Genomic DNA, 17,888 nt, shown 5'->3' on the forward strand with positions numbered 1-17,888 from the left:
TTATCGGTAGAAAGGCGCTTGCCGTTATCTAACAGGTAATCGGTGAGCTCCTTTTAACTCCTCACAGGAGCTGATTGTGAAAGACTTATTAAACTTTCTAAAAGCACAGCATAAGACCGAAGAATTTGATGCAATCAAGATCGGTCTTTCTTCACCAGACATGATTCGTTCATGGTCTTTCGGTGAAGTTAAAAAACCTGAAACGATCAACTATCGTACGTTCAAACCAGAGCGCGATGGTCTGTTCTGTGCGCGTATCTTTGGCCCGGTAAAAGACTACGAATGTCTTTGTGGTAAGTACAAGCGCCTTAAGCACCGTGGTGTTATCTGTGAAAAGTGTGGCGTAGAAGTTACACAAACTAAAGTTCGTCGTGACCGTATGGGCCACATCGAGCTAGCATCACCAGTTGCACACATCTGGTTCCTAAAATCACTACCGTCTCGTATCGGTCTGTTAATGGATATCCCTCTACGTGATATCGAACGCGTACTTTACTTTGAAATGTACGTAGTAACAGAGCCAGGCATGACAGATTCTAGAAAAAGGTCAGATGCTGACTGAAGAAGAGTATCTGGATCGTCTGGAAGAGTGGGGTGATGAGTTCACTGCTAAAATGGGTGCAGAAGCGATCAAAGATCTGCTTTCTACCATGGACATGCAAGCAGAAGCTGAACAAATGCGCGAAGAGCTTGAGTCTACTAACTCAGAAACTAAGCGTAAGAAAATCACTAAGCGTCTGAAGCTTGTTGAAGCGTTCATCTCATCTGGTAACAACCCAGAGTGGATGATTCTGACAGTGCTTCCGGTACTTCCGCCAGATCTACGTCCTCTAGTACCGCTAGATGGCGGTCGTTTTGCGACTTCAGATCTGAACGACCTATACCGTCGCGTAATCAACCGTAACAACCGTTTGAAGCGTCTACTAGAGCTAGCGGCTCCGGACATCATCGTACGTAACGAAAAACGTATGCTGCAAGAGTCTGTTGATGCACTTCTGGATAACGGTCGTCGCGGTCGTGCGATCACTGGTTCTAACAAGCGCCCTCTGAAATCTCTTGCTGATATGATCAAGGGTAAACAAGGTCGTTTCCGTCAGAACCTACTAGGTAAGCGTGTAGACTACTCTGGCCGTTCTGTAATCACAGTAGGTCCATACCTTCGTCTGCACCAGTGTGGTCTTCCTAAGAAGATGGCACTTGAGCTATTCAAACCATTTATCTACAGCAAGCTAGAAACTCGTGGCATGGCTACGACAATCAAAGCAGCTAAGAAGATGGTAGAGCGCGAAGAGCCTATCGTTTGGGATATCCTGGACGAAGTAATCCGCGAACACCCAGTACTACTGAACCGTGCACCTACACTTCACCGTCTAGGTATCCAGGCGTTCGAACCAGTACTGATCGAAGGTAAAGCTATCCAGCTACATCCACTAGTGTGTGCTGCGTATAACGCCGACTTCGATGGTGACCAGATGGCGGTACACGTACCTCTTACTCTGGAAGCTCAGCTAGAAGCTCGTACTCTGATGATGTCGACAAACAACATTCTGTCGCCAGCGTCAGGTGATCCGATCATCGTACCTTCTCAGGACGTTGTATTGGGTCTTTACTACATGACTCGTGACAAGATCAACGTGAAAGGTGAAGGTATGTACCTTGCTGGCCCTGAAGAGGCTGAGAAGGCATACCGTACTAAGACTGCTGAGCTACACGCTCGCGTTAAAGTACGTATCACTGAAACGATTCGTGACGAAGATGGTGAAGAGACAACTGAAACCAAGCTTGTTGATACGACTATCGGTCGTGCAATGCTTTGGCAGATCGTTCCATCAGGCCTACCGTTTGCACTAGTAAACCAGAAGCTTGGTAAGAAGCAGATCTCTAACCTTCTTAACGAGGCATACCGTAAGCTTGGTCTTAAAGATACGGTAATCTTCGCTGACCAAATCATGTACGCTGGTTTCGCATATGCGGCACTTTCTGGTGTATCTGTTGGTATCGACGATATGGTTGTACCGGCAGCTAAGTACACTGAGATCGCAGAAGCTGAAGAAGAAGTTCGTGAAATCCAGGATCAATTCCAGTCAGGTCTTGTAACTGCTGGTGAGCGATACAACAAAGTTATCGATATCTGGGCATCTACCAACGACCGTGTAGCAAAAGCTATGATGGACAACCTGTCTTCTGAAACTGTTGTTAACCGCGACGGTGAAGAAGAGCAGCAAGAGTCTTTCAACAGCATCTACATGATGGCCGACTCCGGTGCTCGTGGTTCTGCGGCACAGATTCGTCAGCTAGCTGGTATGCGTGGTCTGATGGCTCGTCCGGACGGTTCAATCATCGAGACGCCAATCACCGCGAACTTTAAAGAAGGTCTGAACGTACTTCAGTACTTTATCTCAACCCACGGTGCTCGTAAGGGTCTTGCGGATACCGCACTTAAGACTGCGAACTCCGGTTACCTGACTCGTCGTCTTGTAGACGTTGCACAGGACGTTGTTGTTACTGAACACGACTGTGGCACTCACGAGGGTGTCGATATGATGCCTCATATCGAGGGTGGTGACGTTAAAGTACCACTAACTGAGCTAGCGCTTGGTCGTGTAGTTGCAGAAGACGTACTTAAGCCGGGTACAGAAGATGTTCTTATTCCACGTAACACCCTGATCGATGAGAAGTGGTGTCAGATCATGGAAGAGAACTCTGTAGATAAGATCAAAGTTCGTTCTGTTGTAACGTGTGACTCTGACTTCGGTTGTTGTGCACAGTGTTACGGTCGTGACCTTGCTCGTGGTCACCTTGTTAACCAGGGTGAAGCAGTGGGTGTTATCGCAGCACAGTCAATCGGTGAACCTGGTACACAGCTAACCATGCGTACGTTCCACATCGGTGGTGCGGCATCGACAGCTGCAGCGGAAAACAGCATTCAGGCGAAGAACACTGGTTCTATCAAGCTACACAATGCTAAGTACGTTACCAACAAAGACGGTAAGCTGGTAATTACTTCTCGTGCATCTGAACTAACCATCATCGATGAGTTCGGCCGTACTAAAGAGAAGCACAAACTACCTTACGGTTCGATGCTGAACAAAGGTCATGACGACGCAGTTGAAGCTGGTGAAACAGTAGCTAACTGGGAAGCGCACACCATGCCAATCATCACTGAAGTGGCAGGTCGCATCCAGTACGTAGATATGATCGATGGCGTAACTGTATCTCGCCAAACTGATGATCTGACTGGTCTGTCTTCAAGTGAAGTAACAGAAGCAGCAGCTCGTCCGGCAGCAGGTAAAGATATGCGTCCAGCTATCAAACTTGTTGATGCAGCAGGTAACGATGTAATGATTCCTGGTACTGATATGCCAGCTCACTACTTCCTGCCTGGTAAAGCGATTGTAAACATCGAAGATGGCGCTGAAGTTGGTATCGGTGACACGCTAGCTCGTATTCCTCAGAAGTCTGGTGGTAACAAAGATATCACCGGTGGTCTTCCACGAGTTGCTGACCTGTTCGAAGCACGTAAGCCTAAAGAGCCTGCGATCCTTGCTGAGCACACTGGTACAGTAAGCTTTGGTAAAAGAGACTAAAGGTAAGCGTCGTCTGGTAATCACTCGCGAGGGTGGTGATACTTACGAAGAGATGATTCCTAAGCATCGTCAGCTTAACGTGTTCGAAGGTGAGAAGATCGAACGCGGTGATGTAATCGCTGATGGCCCTGAAACTCCGCATGACATCCTACGTCTGCGTGGTATTCATGCTGTAACTTCTTACATTGCTAATGAAGTTCAGGAAGTTTACCGCCTACAGGGTGTAAAGATTAACGATAAGCACATTGAAACTATCGTTCGTCAGATGCTACGTAAGTGTACTATCACATTTGCTGGTGACTCTGAGTTCCTACCTGGTGAGCAGGTTGAATACTCTCAGGTTAAGATTGCTAACCGTGCACTAGAAGCTGAAGGCAAAGAGCCTGCACGTTTTGAACGTGAACTTCTGGGTATCACTAAAGCATCTCTTGCAACTGAGTCGTTCATCTCTGCGGCATCGTTCCAGGAGACAACTCGCGTACTAACAGAAGCTGCGGTTTCTGGTAAGCGTGATGAGCTACGTGGTCTGAAAGAGAACGTAATCGTTGGTCGTCTAATCCCGGCTGGTACTGGTTTTGCGTACCATCAGGATCGTCAGGCTAAACGTGAAGAGCAACTAGAAGGTCCGTCAGCTGAACAAGCGACAGATAACCTGGCTGCACTGCTTAATGCAGGCTTCTCTTCTGACGAGTAATATCGTAAGCGTATGATAAAAGGCACCTTCGGGTGCCTTTTTTGTCGCTGTTATAAGTTACATTTAACTGTATTTCTAACAAGGACCTAATATGACCAGTCGAGTTTATGTTATCGCACAGTTTAAGCCTAAAGACGGAAAAGAAGCTGAACTGTTTGAAGTGCTTAAGGCTTTGGAGCCGGATGCAAACCGCGAGGAAGGTTGTGTACAGTACATTCTGACGCGCCAAATTGATCACCCAAGTGCAACGCGAAATGATTATCCGATCGTCTTCAACGAGATTTGGAAAGATGGTGAAGCCTGGGCTGCTCATGGCCGAAGAAAGCAAATTCAGAACTTTTTTGATACACAAGTTGCGGACGAAAATGGACTTGTGGAGGATGCGATAGTTACAGCTTATACGGACGAAGGGCATAACTACGACGCCCCGGTATTTGAGTAACGGCTATAAAACCAGAAAAGACCGCTTTGAAAGTGGTCTTTTCGATATTGACTGTTTATGCACCAGGAGGAACAGCAAGACTTTCGGCTATTAAGCTTATCAGCTGATCTTCAACGGCAAATCTGGTTTCCAGTATCTCACCAATTAACGAGTAGTCACTGTCGAAAGTATCGAGCGTATCATCCGCATCAACTTCAGCGTACTTATCAGTAAAGTTCAATAGTGGATCAGTAGTGAGTACTATTTTTCCATAAGTCTGATTAATCTCGTCCGTGGGGGAGAAACCTGTGGCTTTCCACTTATCCATAACCATTTCGTAGATTTTGAAATGGCCTTCCGAAATGTAGTCTACTAGTACCTGGCAAAAATATTGGAGCTCTGTAGGTGAAGGCAGCGCTGTTGACGTTGCGTGTTTACAATATTCGACAACCAGAGTTTGACGAGTATCTAGCCAATGATCGATAACATCATTGGAACCACCTAACTGCTCTTGAGTCTGTTTAAATTTATTAAGCATGACCATGTCCCTCATGATCAGATTACTCATTGATGAGCAATCAAAAGCCCTTGAAAGGGCGGTCCATTAAGAATAATTTTAATTGTGATACCAAGTTAGAGTAACAATTGATAGTTTATCTCTTTCGTTGGTATGAAATTAGATTGCCAGTAAAATGAGCCAACTTCAAGTGATGAGGTCAAAGGATGTTAAAAAATAGTGACAAAAAAGGAAGCATTTTGGCCTATTGGGTTGTTGTTGATAATAGTGATATTTGGTTGGTGAATGGAGAGCTTCCCAAGGGACGTGCTACAGATTTTGATTTACCAGAAGAGAAGGCAACAAAGGTCGGACAGTACAACAGCTTACCGGTTATGTGGGTCAATGAGAGTGACGTAGAGCGCTCGTTTGAGCTTGTCTCATTGAGAGAGTTATTGTTAATAGAGCAGGAATTGTTTTTGCTGGTCAGCAAAGCGGTTCAATATGGTCATATGACGCAGACTCAACGCTTCTGTTCGAAGTGTGGCGGGAGAAATTTTCTTAATCATATCGAAATTGCAATGCAGTGCGGTGAGTGCCGCAGCATACACTATCCACGCATTTACCCATGTATTATTGTTGCCGTACGGAAGGATGACAAAATCCTTTTAGCGCAACACGCTAAGCACAAGAATGGTATGTACACCGTTATTGCTGGTTTTACCGAGGTTGGAGAAACCCTTGAACAGTGCGTAGCTCGTGAAGTGATAGAAGAAACGGGCATCAACGTAAAGAACATCCGTTATTTTGCTAGTCAGCCATGGGCGTTTCCTTCAAGCATGATGGTTGGATACCTTGCTGATTATGACTCCGGAAGCATTTCTGTGGACAAAACAGAGCTTGCTGATGCTCAGTGGTTTTCCATCGATGATATGCCCGAAGTGGCGCCTGTAGGTACGATAGCAAGGACGTTGATTGAACATACGGTAAGTGAGATAAAAGCTGGATAAAAAAACCCCTCCGGTTAGGGAGGGGGTAAGTAAGATGTCGTTATGAGATGCTGGGTTACAAAACCCAGTTATTATAGTTTTCGCTAGCGTGCAAATTTGTATCACGCTCAAAATTGAGACGCAATGTAATAGCGAATATTATCGCTGAGAACATGATCCAGGTTGCAAAGCGTGCACTACTGCACCCCTACCTGTTAAAGAATGTTAATATGACTGCTTCATATAATAAGAAGCCGATGTGGATTAATACGGAATGACAGAACTAAAAAATGACCGCTACCTACGCGCTCTTTTGAAGGAGCCAGTGGATTACACCCCAGTATGGATGATGCGCCAGGCTGGTCGATACCTACCGGAATACAGGGAAACAAGAAGTGTTGCCGGAGATTTTATGTCTCTGTGTCGCAATGCTGAACTCGCTTCAGAAGTTACTCTACAACCTTTACGCCGTTATCCTTTGGATGCTGCAATACTTTTCTCCGACATTTTGACTATCCCGGATGCAATGGGGTTAGGTCTTCGATTCGCAGCTGGTGAAGGTCCGGTGTTTGATAAGCCGATTACCTGTAAAGCAGATGTAGACAAGATTGGCCTTCCAGATCCAGAAGGCGAGCTCCAGTACGTGATGAATGCAGTTCGTCAGATACGTAAAGACCTTCAGGGTGAAGTACCTCTCATCGGTTTCTCTGGTAGCCCGTGGACTTTGGCTACCTATATGGTTGAAGGTGGCAGCTCTAAAGCGTTCACCAAGATTAAAAAGATGATGTATGCAGAGCCTGCAACCCTGCATGCACTGTTAGACAAGCTAGCTGACAGCGTAATTGAGTACCTTAATGCTCAAATTAAAGCTGGTGCGCAATCGGTAATGGTATTTGATACCTGGGGTGGTGTACTAACACCTCGTGATTACAACGAGTTCTCTTTGCAATACATGCATAAGATCGTAGATGGCCTGATTCGTGAAAACGAAGGTCGTCGCGTACCAGTTACACTATTTACTAAGAATGGTGGCATGTGGCTTGAGAAGATTGCAGCTACAGGCTGTGACGGTGTTGGCCTTGACTGGACTATCGACATTGCAGATGCGGTAGCGCGTGTAGGTGACAAAGTTGCTCTGCAAGGCAACATGGATCCTTCGATGCTATATGCTTCTCCAGATCGTATTCGCCAGGAAGTTGGTTCAATACTGGAGGGCTTTGGTAACGCAGGCACTGGTCACGTATTTAACCTTGGTCACGGCATTCACCTTGACGTTCCACCAGAGAATGCAGGTGTGTTCGTAGAAGCAGTACACGAGCTTTCTAAGCCATACCATAAGTAAATCAATAAACCTCTGTCATTCCGTATAGCGAGGAACGAGCGTAGTACGGAATCTGGTCTTAGCTAGATCCCGGTTTTCGCTTCGGCTCATCCGGGATGACGAGGTTGTTTTTCTGCGAGAAAGCGCTGTACATGCTCTCTCATATAAGGCACTACATCTCTTTCGAACCACTCATTTCTTCTTAACCATAGAGTATTCCTCGGTGAGGGGTGAGGTAGTGGTATGTACTTAGGGGCCCACTTATCCCATGCTTTGACAGTTTCTGTCAGTGTTTCAGGCTTGTCCTTTAGGTAGTAGTTTTGTGCGTACTGACCAATAAGAAGTGTCATTTCTATATTCGGTAATAACTCCAGTACTTTTGTATGCCACAAAGGAGCGCACTCTTTTCTTGGGGGCAAGTCGCCACTCTTCCCTTTTCCGGGATAGCACAAGCCCATAGGCATAATCGCGATCTGTGTAGGGTCGTAGAATATATCTTTGTCTATTTCGAGCCAGTTACGAAGCCTGTCACCGCTCGGATCATTCCACGGAATTGAGGTTTTGTGCACCCGTGTACCTGGAGCCTGGCCAACGATCAAAAGGCGGGCTTCCTGGTTGGCCTGAATAACCGGATTCGCTCCTAGCTCAAGCTCTGGTTCGCATAACTTACAGGAGCGAATTTCGCTTAACAGCTTTTCGAGCATCAGTAGCCTTTATCAAAGTCAATCTGGTGCTTCAGTTGGAACCCGTCACGCCAGAGCAGGTAGTTTTCCTTAAATATTTCGAACACCTGCTCAGGGAAGCTATATGCAGCAATATGCGGTGTTACAGTAACCTTCGGGTTATGCCAGTATGGGCATTGCTGCGATATTGGCTCGTTTATAAATACATCAAGAAAAGCGTGCTCAATATTTTCCTGTTCAAGTGCATCGAGCAAGGCCTGAGTTACAACTGAGTTACCGCGCCCTACGTTAAAGAACAGAGCCTTTTGGCAGTGAGAGAAGAAATTTGTGTCAAACATACCTTCAGTTTTCGGTGTGCTAGGAAGCGTCGATACAATTACATCGGCTTCTACAAGTCGTAAACTGAGTTGTTCTATGTGAACGACCTCGGTAAATGATGAGTCTTTTGGTGGTATACCTGTCCGGTTAACACCAATGGTATGTATATTGAGTGCTTTCGCTGAACCTGCAAGATAGTTTCCCAGCGCGCCGGTACCGAGGATGATCATCTTCTTCTCAGCTAGTGTGGAATATCTGTGCGGCTTCCAGATCTTGTCTTGCTGCTGTTTTTTGTACGTTTCGAAGTGGCGAAAGTGAGAAATAGTGTATCCCAGCACATACTCTGATATCTGTTGACCGAATATGCCTTTTACATTGGTAAGGTCGTAATCTTGTCTTAATCCTTCTTTCATCAAAGGATCCACGCCAGCGTATGTTGATTGTACCCAGCTAACGTTGATGAACTCATCCAGGCATTCGGCTAAGACTGGTGGAGCTGCAAGAATGATATCGGCATCTTCATTGTTTTCGGTCAGTTCGAGATCCGGAAGGTTAGCGCTGTTGAATAGTTCCAGATACTTATTATCAGTTTGAGTTAATATTCTTAACTTATTAGTGAAATTATCCATATGCTTTCTTTTTTCCTTGTGGCGGATCAAGTACACTTCCGCTGTTATTAATAACCCCAACCTCGAGATCCTATGTTACAGAATCCGCTTCAAGTTCGCCTGGAAAAATTTGAGCCGTGGCAACAAATCACTTTTATGGCTTGCCTTTGTGAGCGTATGTACCCTAACTACGCTATGTTCTGTGAACAGACTGAGTTTGCAGAAGCTCGGGTTTATAGAGAGATCCTTGATGCAATCTGGGAACTTCAGACGGTTAAAACCGCCAAGATCAACTTTGAAAAGCAACTAGAGAAGTTGGAAGAGCTTATTCCGAGTTCAGAAGATTTTGAGTTTTACGGCGTATATCCTGCGATCGACGCTTGTGTAGGTCTTTCAACTCTAATCCATGGCTTACTGGACAGAGATTATCTGTTTGAAAACATGATTAAGCTAAGCCAGCAGTCTGTAAGCACGGTAGCTCAACTTGAGCAGGCAGAGACTGGTATTGAAATCACCAACGAGAACCAGAAAGAGAACGAAGCGGTTTGTGAGGAGTGGGATGTTCAGTGGGCGATTTTCCGACCACTGCGTGAAGCTAAAGAACGCGATATTGATTTGATTAAGGATTTACGTAATGAGTTACGTGAAGAGGGTATTAGTAATATCGGGGTTAGTTTGTAAGGTAACAGCTGGTTAAAGGTAACGGGACGGACGTTGTCCTACAGGTTACAGGTTGATACCACCTGTAACCCGCTTACCTTATTCTTCTTCGTCGCGGCTTTCTATTACGCCGTGAGCTTTCTTCCAGGTTTCCCAGCGCTGAAAAGCTAGTTGCTGCATGTCGGTTGCTTTGTCTGCCTCGTCGACAATCTCTTCTCCCAGTAAGTGCTCGAACACATCTTCAAGGGTCACAATACCCTGAATAGTTCCGTACTCATCGACAATTAGTACTAACTGAAGACGCTGCTTCATCATAGTATCGAAAGCTTTCGGTAAAGAGACATTGTTCAGTAACACGCTGATAGGACGCATTACTGCGCCAAGCTGTTTGTGTCCTTCGCCAGCTTGTTTCAGGCGATATAGCTCCAGCCTGTGAACAAAACCGATGATATTGTCTTTCTGCTGGCTGTATACCAGTGGACGGGAGAAAGGAATATCCTGGTGTTCCTCAAGAAACTCATCAATGCTCTGCTCTGCTTCAACCCGGAATACAACAGGTCTTGGAGTCATAACCTGCGTAACCGGTACGTCCTGCAAGGTTAGTAGGTTACTTAGAATCTTAGATTCACCTTCATCAAGTTCACCGCTGTCTTTTGCCAGCAATGCCATTGCAGAGAGCTCGTCTCTTAGTTTTGGCTGAACTGAGCCATGAGAAAGACGCTTAGTAATTTGATTAGACATCCACACAAACGGTGTAAGTGCCCATACCATCCAGTTTAATGCTGTCGTGGCTGATGGAGCTAACTGACGCCAGTAAGTTGCGCCAATTGTTTTTGGTACGATTTCTGACAGCAGCAGAATACCTAGCGTTAATAGCGCCGAGAACAAACCAAGCCATTCGCTACCGAATACGACAGTTGCCTGAGCACCGGCACCAGCTGCACCAATGGTATGGGCGATGGTATTCAGTGTAAGAATCGAAGCAAGCGGCCTGTCGATATCTGATTTTAGTTTATCCAGCTTGTCTGCTGCCGGGTGATTCTCTTGTTTCAGCTGAGCGATATAGCTAGGAGTAATGCTCAGAAGAATGGCTTCAAGCACGGAACAAATGAACGAAACACCAATCGAAATGGTGATATAAACAGTGAGTAAAAACATAAGCCTCTAGTTAGGAATTAGGTGAGGATTTCACCACTGATGCAAGACGTTATCTAGCATCAAGTACGGTATTTATTTGGTTTTATCGCTTGGTTTACAAGACTTTTGGTGGTTAAAAGTGTATCAAATTGTGAGTTAATGCGCATAAATCGTGTAATTGTTCGACATTAAAAGAAAAGTTCACAGACAAACCTTTGCCAGATGGGGTATTTATGCTTTACAGTGACGTAGATTTCGATAACACATGAGAAGGGAAACCTAATGAACAAGACCCAATTAATCGACTTTATCGCTGAAAAAGCGGATTTGTCTAAAGCACAGGCGAAAGCTGCTCTTGAAGCTACTCTTGACAGTGTGACAGATACACTAAAAGAGGGTGACCAGGTTCAACTAATTGGTTTTGGTACATTCAAAGTAAATCACCGTGCAGCTCGCACTGGTCGTAATCCAAAAACTGGTGATGAGATCCAGATTGCAGCAGCTAACGTTCCTGCGTTCGTTGCTGGTAAAGCACTGAAAGATGCAGTGAAGTAACACAATTGCGTCGGGCGAAAGCTCGGCGCATTTTTAACGCTTGCAACCAATGAAAAAAAAACTTCTTCTTGCCCTAGTTCCGATAATTCTCGTTGGATGTTCTTCTAGTGCTCCAACCGTTGCTCCTGAACAAATAGTTACCATGACTGGCGGCCAGTCTGTTGGCGACACAACTAGCCTCTATTGGTATACAGAAAAAATATCTCAGCCTTTCTCCGCATCTGACTTTGTTGCTTCAGGTGACTATGGCTGGTATCGGTCAGATTATCGGTGGAACAGCTTTAAGCTCAAGGAAGTTATCCGGAAAGGGGAGCTTCTAGAAGAGAACTTTGAGCTGATACCTTACGAAACACACCTAAGATTCAACGACGATGGCGAAGCAGTTTATCAGCGATATCGTCTGGATGGTAAAATACTACCGCTTACCCCAGAGCAAATAGCGCACATTCAGCGAGAAGCAAAAGCGCTGCGTACAGTGACTGCGGAACAAAACAAAAAAGGTGAGAGGCTGTTCCAAGAGATACTGGGATGGTGAAAAGTTTACAACCTGTGAAGGTACAACGTATAAAACCCTGGAATTTAACCAGACACTCCCGACATTTGTGATTAAACGCCTGGCTAATCTGGACAGCTATGCGGCGTTTCTTGGGAAGCGTAGTCCGGGTAAGTTGACGGTGTCTGATATTTATATGCTGCACGAAGATAGTTTCGACTGCATTGAACCGGTCAACTATATCGATGATTAACGAATAATTAAAAAACAAATACTAAAAAGGCGCTGAACATTCAGCGCCTTTTTGCATCAAGCTACTCTAGGCAGTAGATTATTTTTCCTGCTCTCTTGCAATCGCTCTGTAGCCAATATCGTTACGGTGGAACACGCCATCCCAGCTAATTTGTTTCGCAAGCTCGTAAGCGCGCTGCTGAGCCTCAGAGACGCTGTTTCCTAGTGCGGTAGCACATAGTACGCGACCACCGTTTGTAACCACGTTACCGTTGCTCTCAGACGTTCCTGCGTGGAATACCTTCTCACCTTCAGTCTCAGTTTGAGGTAGGCCAGAAATTACATCGCCTTTGTTGTAGCTGCCAGGGTAACCACCTGCCGCAAGAACGATGCCGATAGATGCACGAGGATCCCAGTGAGATTCACACTGGTCCAGTTTTTCATCGATAGCGTCCAGACAAAGGTCTACCAGGTCAGATTCCATACGCATCATGATTGGTTGAGTTTCCGGGTCGCCGAAACGACAGTTGTATTCGATAACCTTTGGTGTACCTTCAGCATCAATCATCAGGCCGGCATACAGGAAGCCAGTGTATGGGTGACCTTCCGCATCCATTCCCTGTACAGTCGGGTAGATAACTTCTTCAAGAATACGCTCATGGATCTCTGGAGTCACAACTGGTGCAGGAGAGTACGCACCCATACCACCAGTGTTAGGACCTGTGTCCTTATCACCAACACGCTTGTGATCCTGGCTGGTGGCCATTGGAAGTACACTCTTGCCATCAACCATTACGATAAAGCTCGCTTCTTCGCCTTCAAGGAATTCCTCGATTACAACGCGGCTACCTGCTTCACCAAATGCATTACCAGCAAGCATGTCTTTGATTGCGTCTTCAGCTTCTTCAAGCGTCATAGCAACGATAACGCCTTTACCCGCTGCAAGACCATCAGCCTTAACTACAATTGGAGCGCCTTTTTCACGAACGTAAGCCAGAGCTGGCTCGATTTCAGTGAAGTTCTCGTATTCAGCTGTAGGGATTTTATGGCGAGCAAGGAAGTCTTTAGTGAAAGCTTTAGAGCCTTCAAGCTGTGCTGCAGCCTTAGTCGGGCCAAAGATAGATAGACCTGCTTCACGGAAAGCATCTACAACACCGATAACCAGTGGGGCTTCCGGGCCAACAATAGTCAACTCGATTGCTTTTTCTTTCGCAAAGGCAACAAGCGCATCGATGTCTTCAACACCGATCGCTACGTTTTCCAGTTTAGGTTCCAGTGCAGTACCAGCGTTACCAGGGGCAACGTATACTGTTTCTACATCTGGGTTCTGTGCTGCTTTCCAGCCTAGAGCGTGCTCACGGCCGCCGGCGCCAATAATTAAAACATTCATGTTTTTTAAATCCTTATAGCGGCGTCAGAGCGTCTATTTCTGCGTCAAAAGTGCTCATTTACTATCGTAAACTCCGCGCTTTTTCCTTGAACTAGAAGCGCTGACTTGCTCTAACGTTTAAAAGTTATTTATAGCTTTGCCGTCTTCCTTAGGCTAAGGAAAATGGCTTTGCTCTAAAATGAAAAATATCTCGTTCCCACGCTCCGCGTGGTAATGCATATCTGACTTATTAAGACCCTCTTAGTAAGCCGGGTTAAATATTTCTTTTAATGCATACCAGACTCAATGAAGTAGTCAGAGAGTCTGGTCGTGTGCTTCTTAGTGGCGGAAGTGGCGCATTCCAGTGAAGATCATCGCCATATCGTGCTCGTCAGCTGCATCGATAACTTCCTGATCGCGCATTGAACCGCCTGGCTGGATTACGCACTTGATACCAGCTTCTGCTGCTGCATCGATACCGTCGCGGAACGGGAAGAATGCATCTGATGCCATTACGCTGCCTGCAACTTCAAGACCTTCGTCAGCGGCTTTGATGCCCGCGATTTTAGCAGAGTAAACACGGCTCATCTGGCCTGCGCCAACACCGATAGTCATATCACCTTTTGCGTACACGATAGCGTTAGATTTAACGAACTTCGCTACCTTCCAGCAGAATAGCGCATCTTTCAGCTCTTCTTTTGTTGGCTGGCGCTTAGAAACAACTTTCAGGTCATCAAGAGTTACCATGCCCTGATCGCGGTCCTGAACAAGAAGGCCGCCGTTAACGCGCTTAACGTCAAAGCTAGTTGTCTTAGTTGACCACTCGCCACACTCAAGTAGGCGAACGTTCTTCTTAGCTGCTACTACTTCAACCGCTGCTTCAGATACTTTAGGAGCAATGATGACTTCTACGAACTGACGCTCAACAATTGCTTGTGCTGTTTCAGCATCTAGCTCCTGGTTGAATGCAATGATGCCACCAAATGCAGAAGTAGGATCTGTCTTATATGCGCGGTTGTAGGCCTCAAGGATGTCTTTACCAAGAGCAACACCACATGGGTTAGCGTGCTTCACAATTACACATGCTGGCTCATCGAACTCTTTAACACATTCAAGCGCTGCGTCTGTATCAGCGATGTTGTTGTAAGAAAGAGCCTTGCCCTGAATCTGACGTGCAGTAGAAACAGAAGCTTCTTCTGGGTTAGCTTCTACATAGAAAGCCGCTGCCTGATGGCTGTTTTCGCCATAGCGCATGTCTTGCTTCTTCTCGAACTGCTGGTTGAAAGTGCGAGGGAACTTGCTTTCTTCGTCACCTTCTTTGTTCTCTCCGTAAGAAGGAACCATAGTACCGAAGTAGTTTGCGATCATACCGTCGTATGCAGCAGTGTGTTCGAACGCTGCGATAGCCAGGTCAAAGCGAGTCTCAAGAGTCAGAGATTTTTCGTTCTGATCCATTTCAGCGATAACACGGTCGTAATCAGATGCGTTTACAACAATCGTTACGTCTTTGTGGTTTTTCGCTGCAGAACGAACCATAGTTGGACCACCGATATCGATGTTTTCAACTGCGTCTTCAAGCGTACAGCCTTCTTTAGCTACAGTTGCTGCAAATGGGTATAGGTTAACAACAACCATATCGATAGGGTTGATGCCGTGCTTGTCCATTACTTCGTCATCCTGACCGCGACGACCTAAAACACCACCGTGTACTTTCGGGTGAAGAGTTTTAACACGACCATCCATCATTTCTGGGAAACCAGTGTAATCTGATACTTCCGTTACATTGATACCTTTTTCAGCAAGCAGGCGAGCAGTTCCACCTGTAGAAAGAATGTCTACACCACGCTCAGCAAGAGCTTGTGCAAATTCTACAATACCAGTTTTGTCCGATACGCTGATAAGCGCGCGACGAATTGGGCGTGCGTTGTTCATTACTTCGGTTTTCCTTTAAAGTCACAGGGCCTAAAATTGATCGCGCGTATTCTAACGAATTTGTAATAAAAATGCTCGCGCAATCGTTTGGCATCACAAAAATAATTATTTTTCACTACTTTTTATACCATTTTGCAGTGTTGAACGATAAGCAGGTTGTGAGCACCAGAGTTAAGGTTAGTTATGTTTCTTATTGGTGAATTATAAAAAAATACCGATAAGCGTCTGTAATGCAAAATAATGGGTTGATAACTGCGCCAATATACAGTCAACTATACATAACGAGATAAATTAAGAAATTAGTCAAGGAAAGGCCATGAGCAACGGTAACATTCTTACTCAGTCACAGATCGAGAGCGGTAGAGATATTCCACTTAAAGAGCTTCTATACGCAAAAAGAGTATTTGATAACTATTTGCTGATTGCTAAAGGAAGCCGTCCGGTAGAACTGCTTGCTGAAATGAAAGAAGCAGTAAAAGGTGTTGAATACTTTAAAACTGACAGCGATCCTTGCGAAGCAAGAAATGTATTAAGCGCTATGTTTGCTGAAGTTGAAACTTCTGAATCTTTTGAGCAGTTTAATGAGTTAGCCAAGAATCCATGTGCGGCTTTAGATGTGCTTATTGAGGACAGAGTTCTTCTTATTAAAAAGGAACGTGAGTTACTGGTGAAGTACGGCTACGACGTATCAAAGATTTAATTATCTGCTTATAGTGAATAGATCGAAGGCTGGTGGGGCTAACCTACCAGCCTTTTTTAGTAGGGAAGTCTATAGCTTTCGCTTCTTACTGATATCGACGGCACCAATATAGTCTTCTTTAAAATCGGCAGATGTCAGCATCTTCTCTGGAACCTGAATTCTGATAATTGTGCCAGCTTCAACTACCGTTTTTGTCGGGTGGCTGACCATATGTACGATATTCCCGCTCACCAGTCGAATGCCCTTATTAAGGATTGCCTGATAATTCACATCAACTCGCTGAACCAACTCAAATCCGAACAAGGTTAGAGGTTTTTCGGTGACACTGATGTTTTCACGAAACTCTGCCTGTATAACCACGCTTTTAGAAAGAATGATCTCTTCAAGATCTCTGACCTTATTTTCTAAAGAGGCTGAAAATACCCACTCATTTAAAATCGGCTCCCATTTTCCGCCAAGCCTCATGCATGCCGCGTAAGTGAAACGGTTTTTTCTTCCGGGCTTCATGGTGCAGATAGCGATGGAGTTTTGCTCCGCATAAGGCAGTGTCAGGCGGAACACTGCATCAGCTGCGTAATGTTCATATTTATTGGTTATCTCTTCTACATGCAGAGTTACCTCACCAAGAGGGAGGTCAGCACTAAAATCGTCGATTAATATACGACAAAAATAGCCGTTTTTAGTGCACTTAAAATAATCTTTCTCGCGAGATAGAACGGTAAATGTCTGCATCTTTAATCTTCTGATCCGCTATTAAGTATTTGTTGAGCGAGGCGGTGCTGCTCTATGCGTACCTGCTCTTCCGGAGAAAGTTCTTCCACCTCGTGTTTGTGCTGGATTTCATTCAGGATCTTGTCGAGCTTTTCCCCAACTTTTCCCTGACTCTTAAGCGAGCTCAGATCGAAGTCGTTTCGCATCTTATCGATAGGTGTTTCAATATCAGGCTGACTATTGATATTGACCTGAACCAGACTCTCTTTCTCATCCAGAATTACATCGAGGTTGTTAATCATCACCTCGGTGAAAGCCTCACGGTATAGGGCTGCGAATTCTACTTCTAGATATCGCTCAGACAGGTTTCTAATCGCCCCTGAACGACGTTTTTTAATAAACTTTTCTACACGGTTAATTGGTTTGTCTTCAACCAGCAGACGCTGCCTTGCTTTAATGATTTCCGATTTAGTTGGGGTATCGATTAGCATCTCAAGCAGCTTCATTGCTGGTGGCCATTCATTACCTGAAGCAAGGCGTTCGTATATGTTGTTCATTAAGCGCTCGTACTGCTCTTTAGTTAGTTCAGAGGCAAACGACATAAAGCGCATATCCGGTTCATCACCAAATTCCTGCCTTACTTTAGGCTTACTGAACAGATCCATCATTTCTTGCCATAAGCGGTGGATCTTAACTTGTTGCTCATTACTAAAACCCGAGAGGCGCTCAACGGTTCTGTCGGTGAACTGAGCTTTCGGAGCATTGGTTTTAGGGTTAATCTCGGCAGGGCGATACGACTGCGGTGAAGATGGCTTACTGACGTTCGCGACCATATTGCTTTTCTGGTTCTCTTTCAGCTCTTTCCCTCTGCGTTGAAGGTATTCGCTGAAGTCCTCGCCGCCCATAACTTCATGCATCGGTTTCGGTGAATTCTTATTGTCGTTGTTGCTCATAATTTGTTACCTGCACAAGAAATTAAAATG

The 17,888-nt window shown here is 45.3% G+C and carries 14 protein-coding genes and 2 pseudogenes; 8 read left to right on the forward strand and 8 right to left on the reverse strand.

Going from position 1 to position 17,888, the window contains the following annotated elements; genetic code table 11:
- Positions 1 to 76: 76 nt before the first annotated feature.
- A pseudogene (rpoC, locus tag P7F88_RS00225) lies at positions 77 to 4,281 on the forward strand (DNA-directed RNA polymerase subunit beta').
- A 91-nt stretch (positions 4,282 to 4,372) separates the two neighbouring features.
- Positions 4,373 to 4,723, forward strand: a complete 351-nt coding sequence (locus P7F88_RS00230; RefSeq protein ID WP_277821366.1) for a putative quinol monooxygenase — start codon at positions 4,373 to 4,375, stop codon at positions 4,721 to 4,723.
- Between the two features lie 55 nt (positions 4,724 to 4,778).
- Here P7F88_RS00230 and rsd read toward each other — a convergent pair whose 3' ends face one another.
- Complete coding sequence (rsd, locus tag P7F88_RS00235) at positions 4,779 to 5,246, reverse strand: sigma D regulator (protein ID WP_277821490.1); 468 nt, start codon at positions 5,244 to 5,246, stop codon at positions 4,779 to 4,781.
- A gap of 179 nt (positions 5,247 to 5,425) precedes the next feature.
- Here rsd and nudC point away from each other — a divergent pair, with 179 nt between their 5' ends.
- Both nudC and hemE read left to right on the forward strand, forming a co-directional pair.
- Complete coding sequence (gene nudC, locus P7F88_RS00240) at positions 5,426 to 6,208, forward strand: NAD(+) diphosphatase (RefSeq protein ID WP_277821367.1); 783 nt, start codon at positions 5,426 to 5,428, stop codon at positions 6,206 to 6,208.
- 253 nt (positions 6,209 to 6,461) lie between these two features.
- Positions 6,462 to 7,529 (forward strand): uroporphyrinogen decarboxylase, encoded by a 1,068-nt coding sequence (hemE, locus tag P7F88_RS00245; RefSeq protein WP_277821368.1) that lies wholly within the window; start codon positions 6,462 to 6,464, stop codon positions 7,527 to 7,529.
- A gap of 86 nt (positions 7,530 to 7,615) precedes the next feature.
- On the opposite strand, the gene P7F88_RS00250 is transcribed toward hemE, so the two are convergent.
- Both P7F88_RS00250 and P7F88_RS00255 read right to left on the reverse strand, forming a co-directional pair.
- A complete protein-coding gene (locus tag P7F88_RS00250; protein ID WP_277821369.1) occupies positions 7,616 to 8,212 on the reverse strand; it encodes a uracil-DNA glycosylase family protein in 597 nt (198 codons plus the stop codon).
- A complete protein-coding gene (locus P7F88_RS00255; RefSeq protein ID WP_277821370.1) occupies positions 8,212 to 9,138 on the reverse strand; it encodes a D-2-hydroxyacid dehydrogenase in 927 nt (308 codons plus the stop codon). Before P7F88_RS00255 ends, P7F88_RS00250 begins: the two co-directional genes overlap by 1 nt.
- Before the next feature lie 72 nt (positions 9,139 to 9,210).
- Between P7F88_RS00255 and P7F88_RS00260 the strand changes: the two genes are divergently transcribed.
- Positions 9,211 to 9,798, forward strand: coding sequence for a YjaG family protein (locus tag P7F88_RS00260; protein WP_277821371.1), 588 nt, complete (start codon positions 9,211 to 9,213; stop codon positions 9,796 to 9,798).
- A 78-nt stretch (positions 9,799 to 9,876) separates the two neighbouring features.
- Here P7F88_RS00260 and P7F88_RS00265 read toward each other — a convergent pair whose 3' ends face one another.
- Entirely contained in the window at positions 9,877 to 10,935 is a 1,059-nt protein-coding gene (locus tag P7F88_RS00265) for a CNNM domain-containing protein (RefSeq protein ID WP_277821372.1), read from the reverse strand.
- Between the two features lie 261 nt (positions 10,936 to 11,196).
- Between P7F88_RS00265 and hupA the strand changes: the two genes are divergently transcribed.
- On the forward strand, positions 11,197 to 11,469 hold the full coding sequence (hupA, locus tag P7F88_RS00270; protein ID WP_277821373.1) for a nucleoid-associated protein HU-alpha: 273 nt from the start codon (positions 11,197 to 11,199) through the stop codon (positions 11,467 to 11,469).
- A 49-nt stretch (positions 11,470 to 11,518) separates the two neighbouring features.
- A pseudogene (locus P7F88_RS00275) lies at positions 11,519 to 12,215 on the forward strand (DUF1481 domain-containing protein).
- A 78-nt stretch (positions 12,216 to 12,293) separates the two neighbouring features.
- On the opposite strand, the gene purD reads toward P7F88_RS00275, so the two are convergent.
- A complete protein-coding gene (gene purD, locus P7F88_RS00280) occupies positions 12,294 to 13,583 on the reverse strand; it encodes a phosphoribosylamine--glycine ligase (RefSeq protein WP_277821374.1) in 1,290 nt (429 codons plus the stop codon).
- A 318-nt stretch (positions 13,584 to 13,901) separates the two neighbouring features.
- Entirely contained in the window at positions 13,902 to 15,494 is a 1,593-nt protein-coding gene (gene purH / locus P7F88_RS00285; RefSeq protein ID WP_277821375.1) for a bifunctional phosphoribosylaminoimidazolecarboxamide formyltransferase/IMP cyclohydrolase, read from the reverse strand.
- Positions 15,495 to 15,810: 316 nt separating this feature from the next.
- On the opposite strand from purH, the gene P7F88_RS00290 reads away from it, so the two are divergent.
- On the forward strand, positions 15,811 to 16,194 hold the full coding sequence (locus P7F88_RS00290; protein WP_277821376.1) for a hypothetical protein: 384 nt from the start codon (positions 15,811 to 15,813) through the stop codon (positions 16,192 to 16,194).
- Between the two features lie 69 nt (positions 16,195 to 16,263).
- Here P7F88_RS00290 and P7F88_RS00295 read toward each other — a convergent pair whose 3' ends face one another.
- Positions 16,264 to 16,926: a hypothetical protein gene (locus P7F88_RS00295; RefSeq protein WP_277821377.1), complete on the reverse strand. Its 663-nt coding sequence runs from the start codon at positions 16,924 to 16,926 to the stop codon at positions 16,264 to 16,266.
- 2 nt (positions 16,927 to 16,928) lie between these two features.
- Positions 16,929 to 17,858 carry a hypothetical protein gene (locus tag P7F88_RS00300; protein ID WP_277821378.1) on the reverse strand — a complete coding sequence of 310 codons (930 nt, stop codon included), beginning with the start codon at positions 17,856 to 17,858 and terminating at the stop codon, positions 16,929 to 16,931.
- Positions 17,859 to 17,888: the final 30 nt, after the last annotated feature.

This window comes from Vibrio hannami, from assembly GCF_029589055.1.
GTDB classification, from domain to species: Bacteria; Pseudomonadota; Gammaproteobacteria; order Enterobacterales; family Vibrionaceae; genus Vibrio; species Vibrio hannami.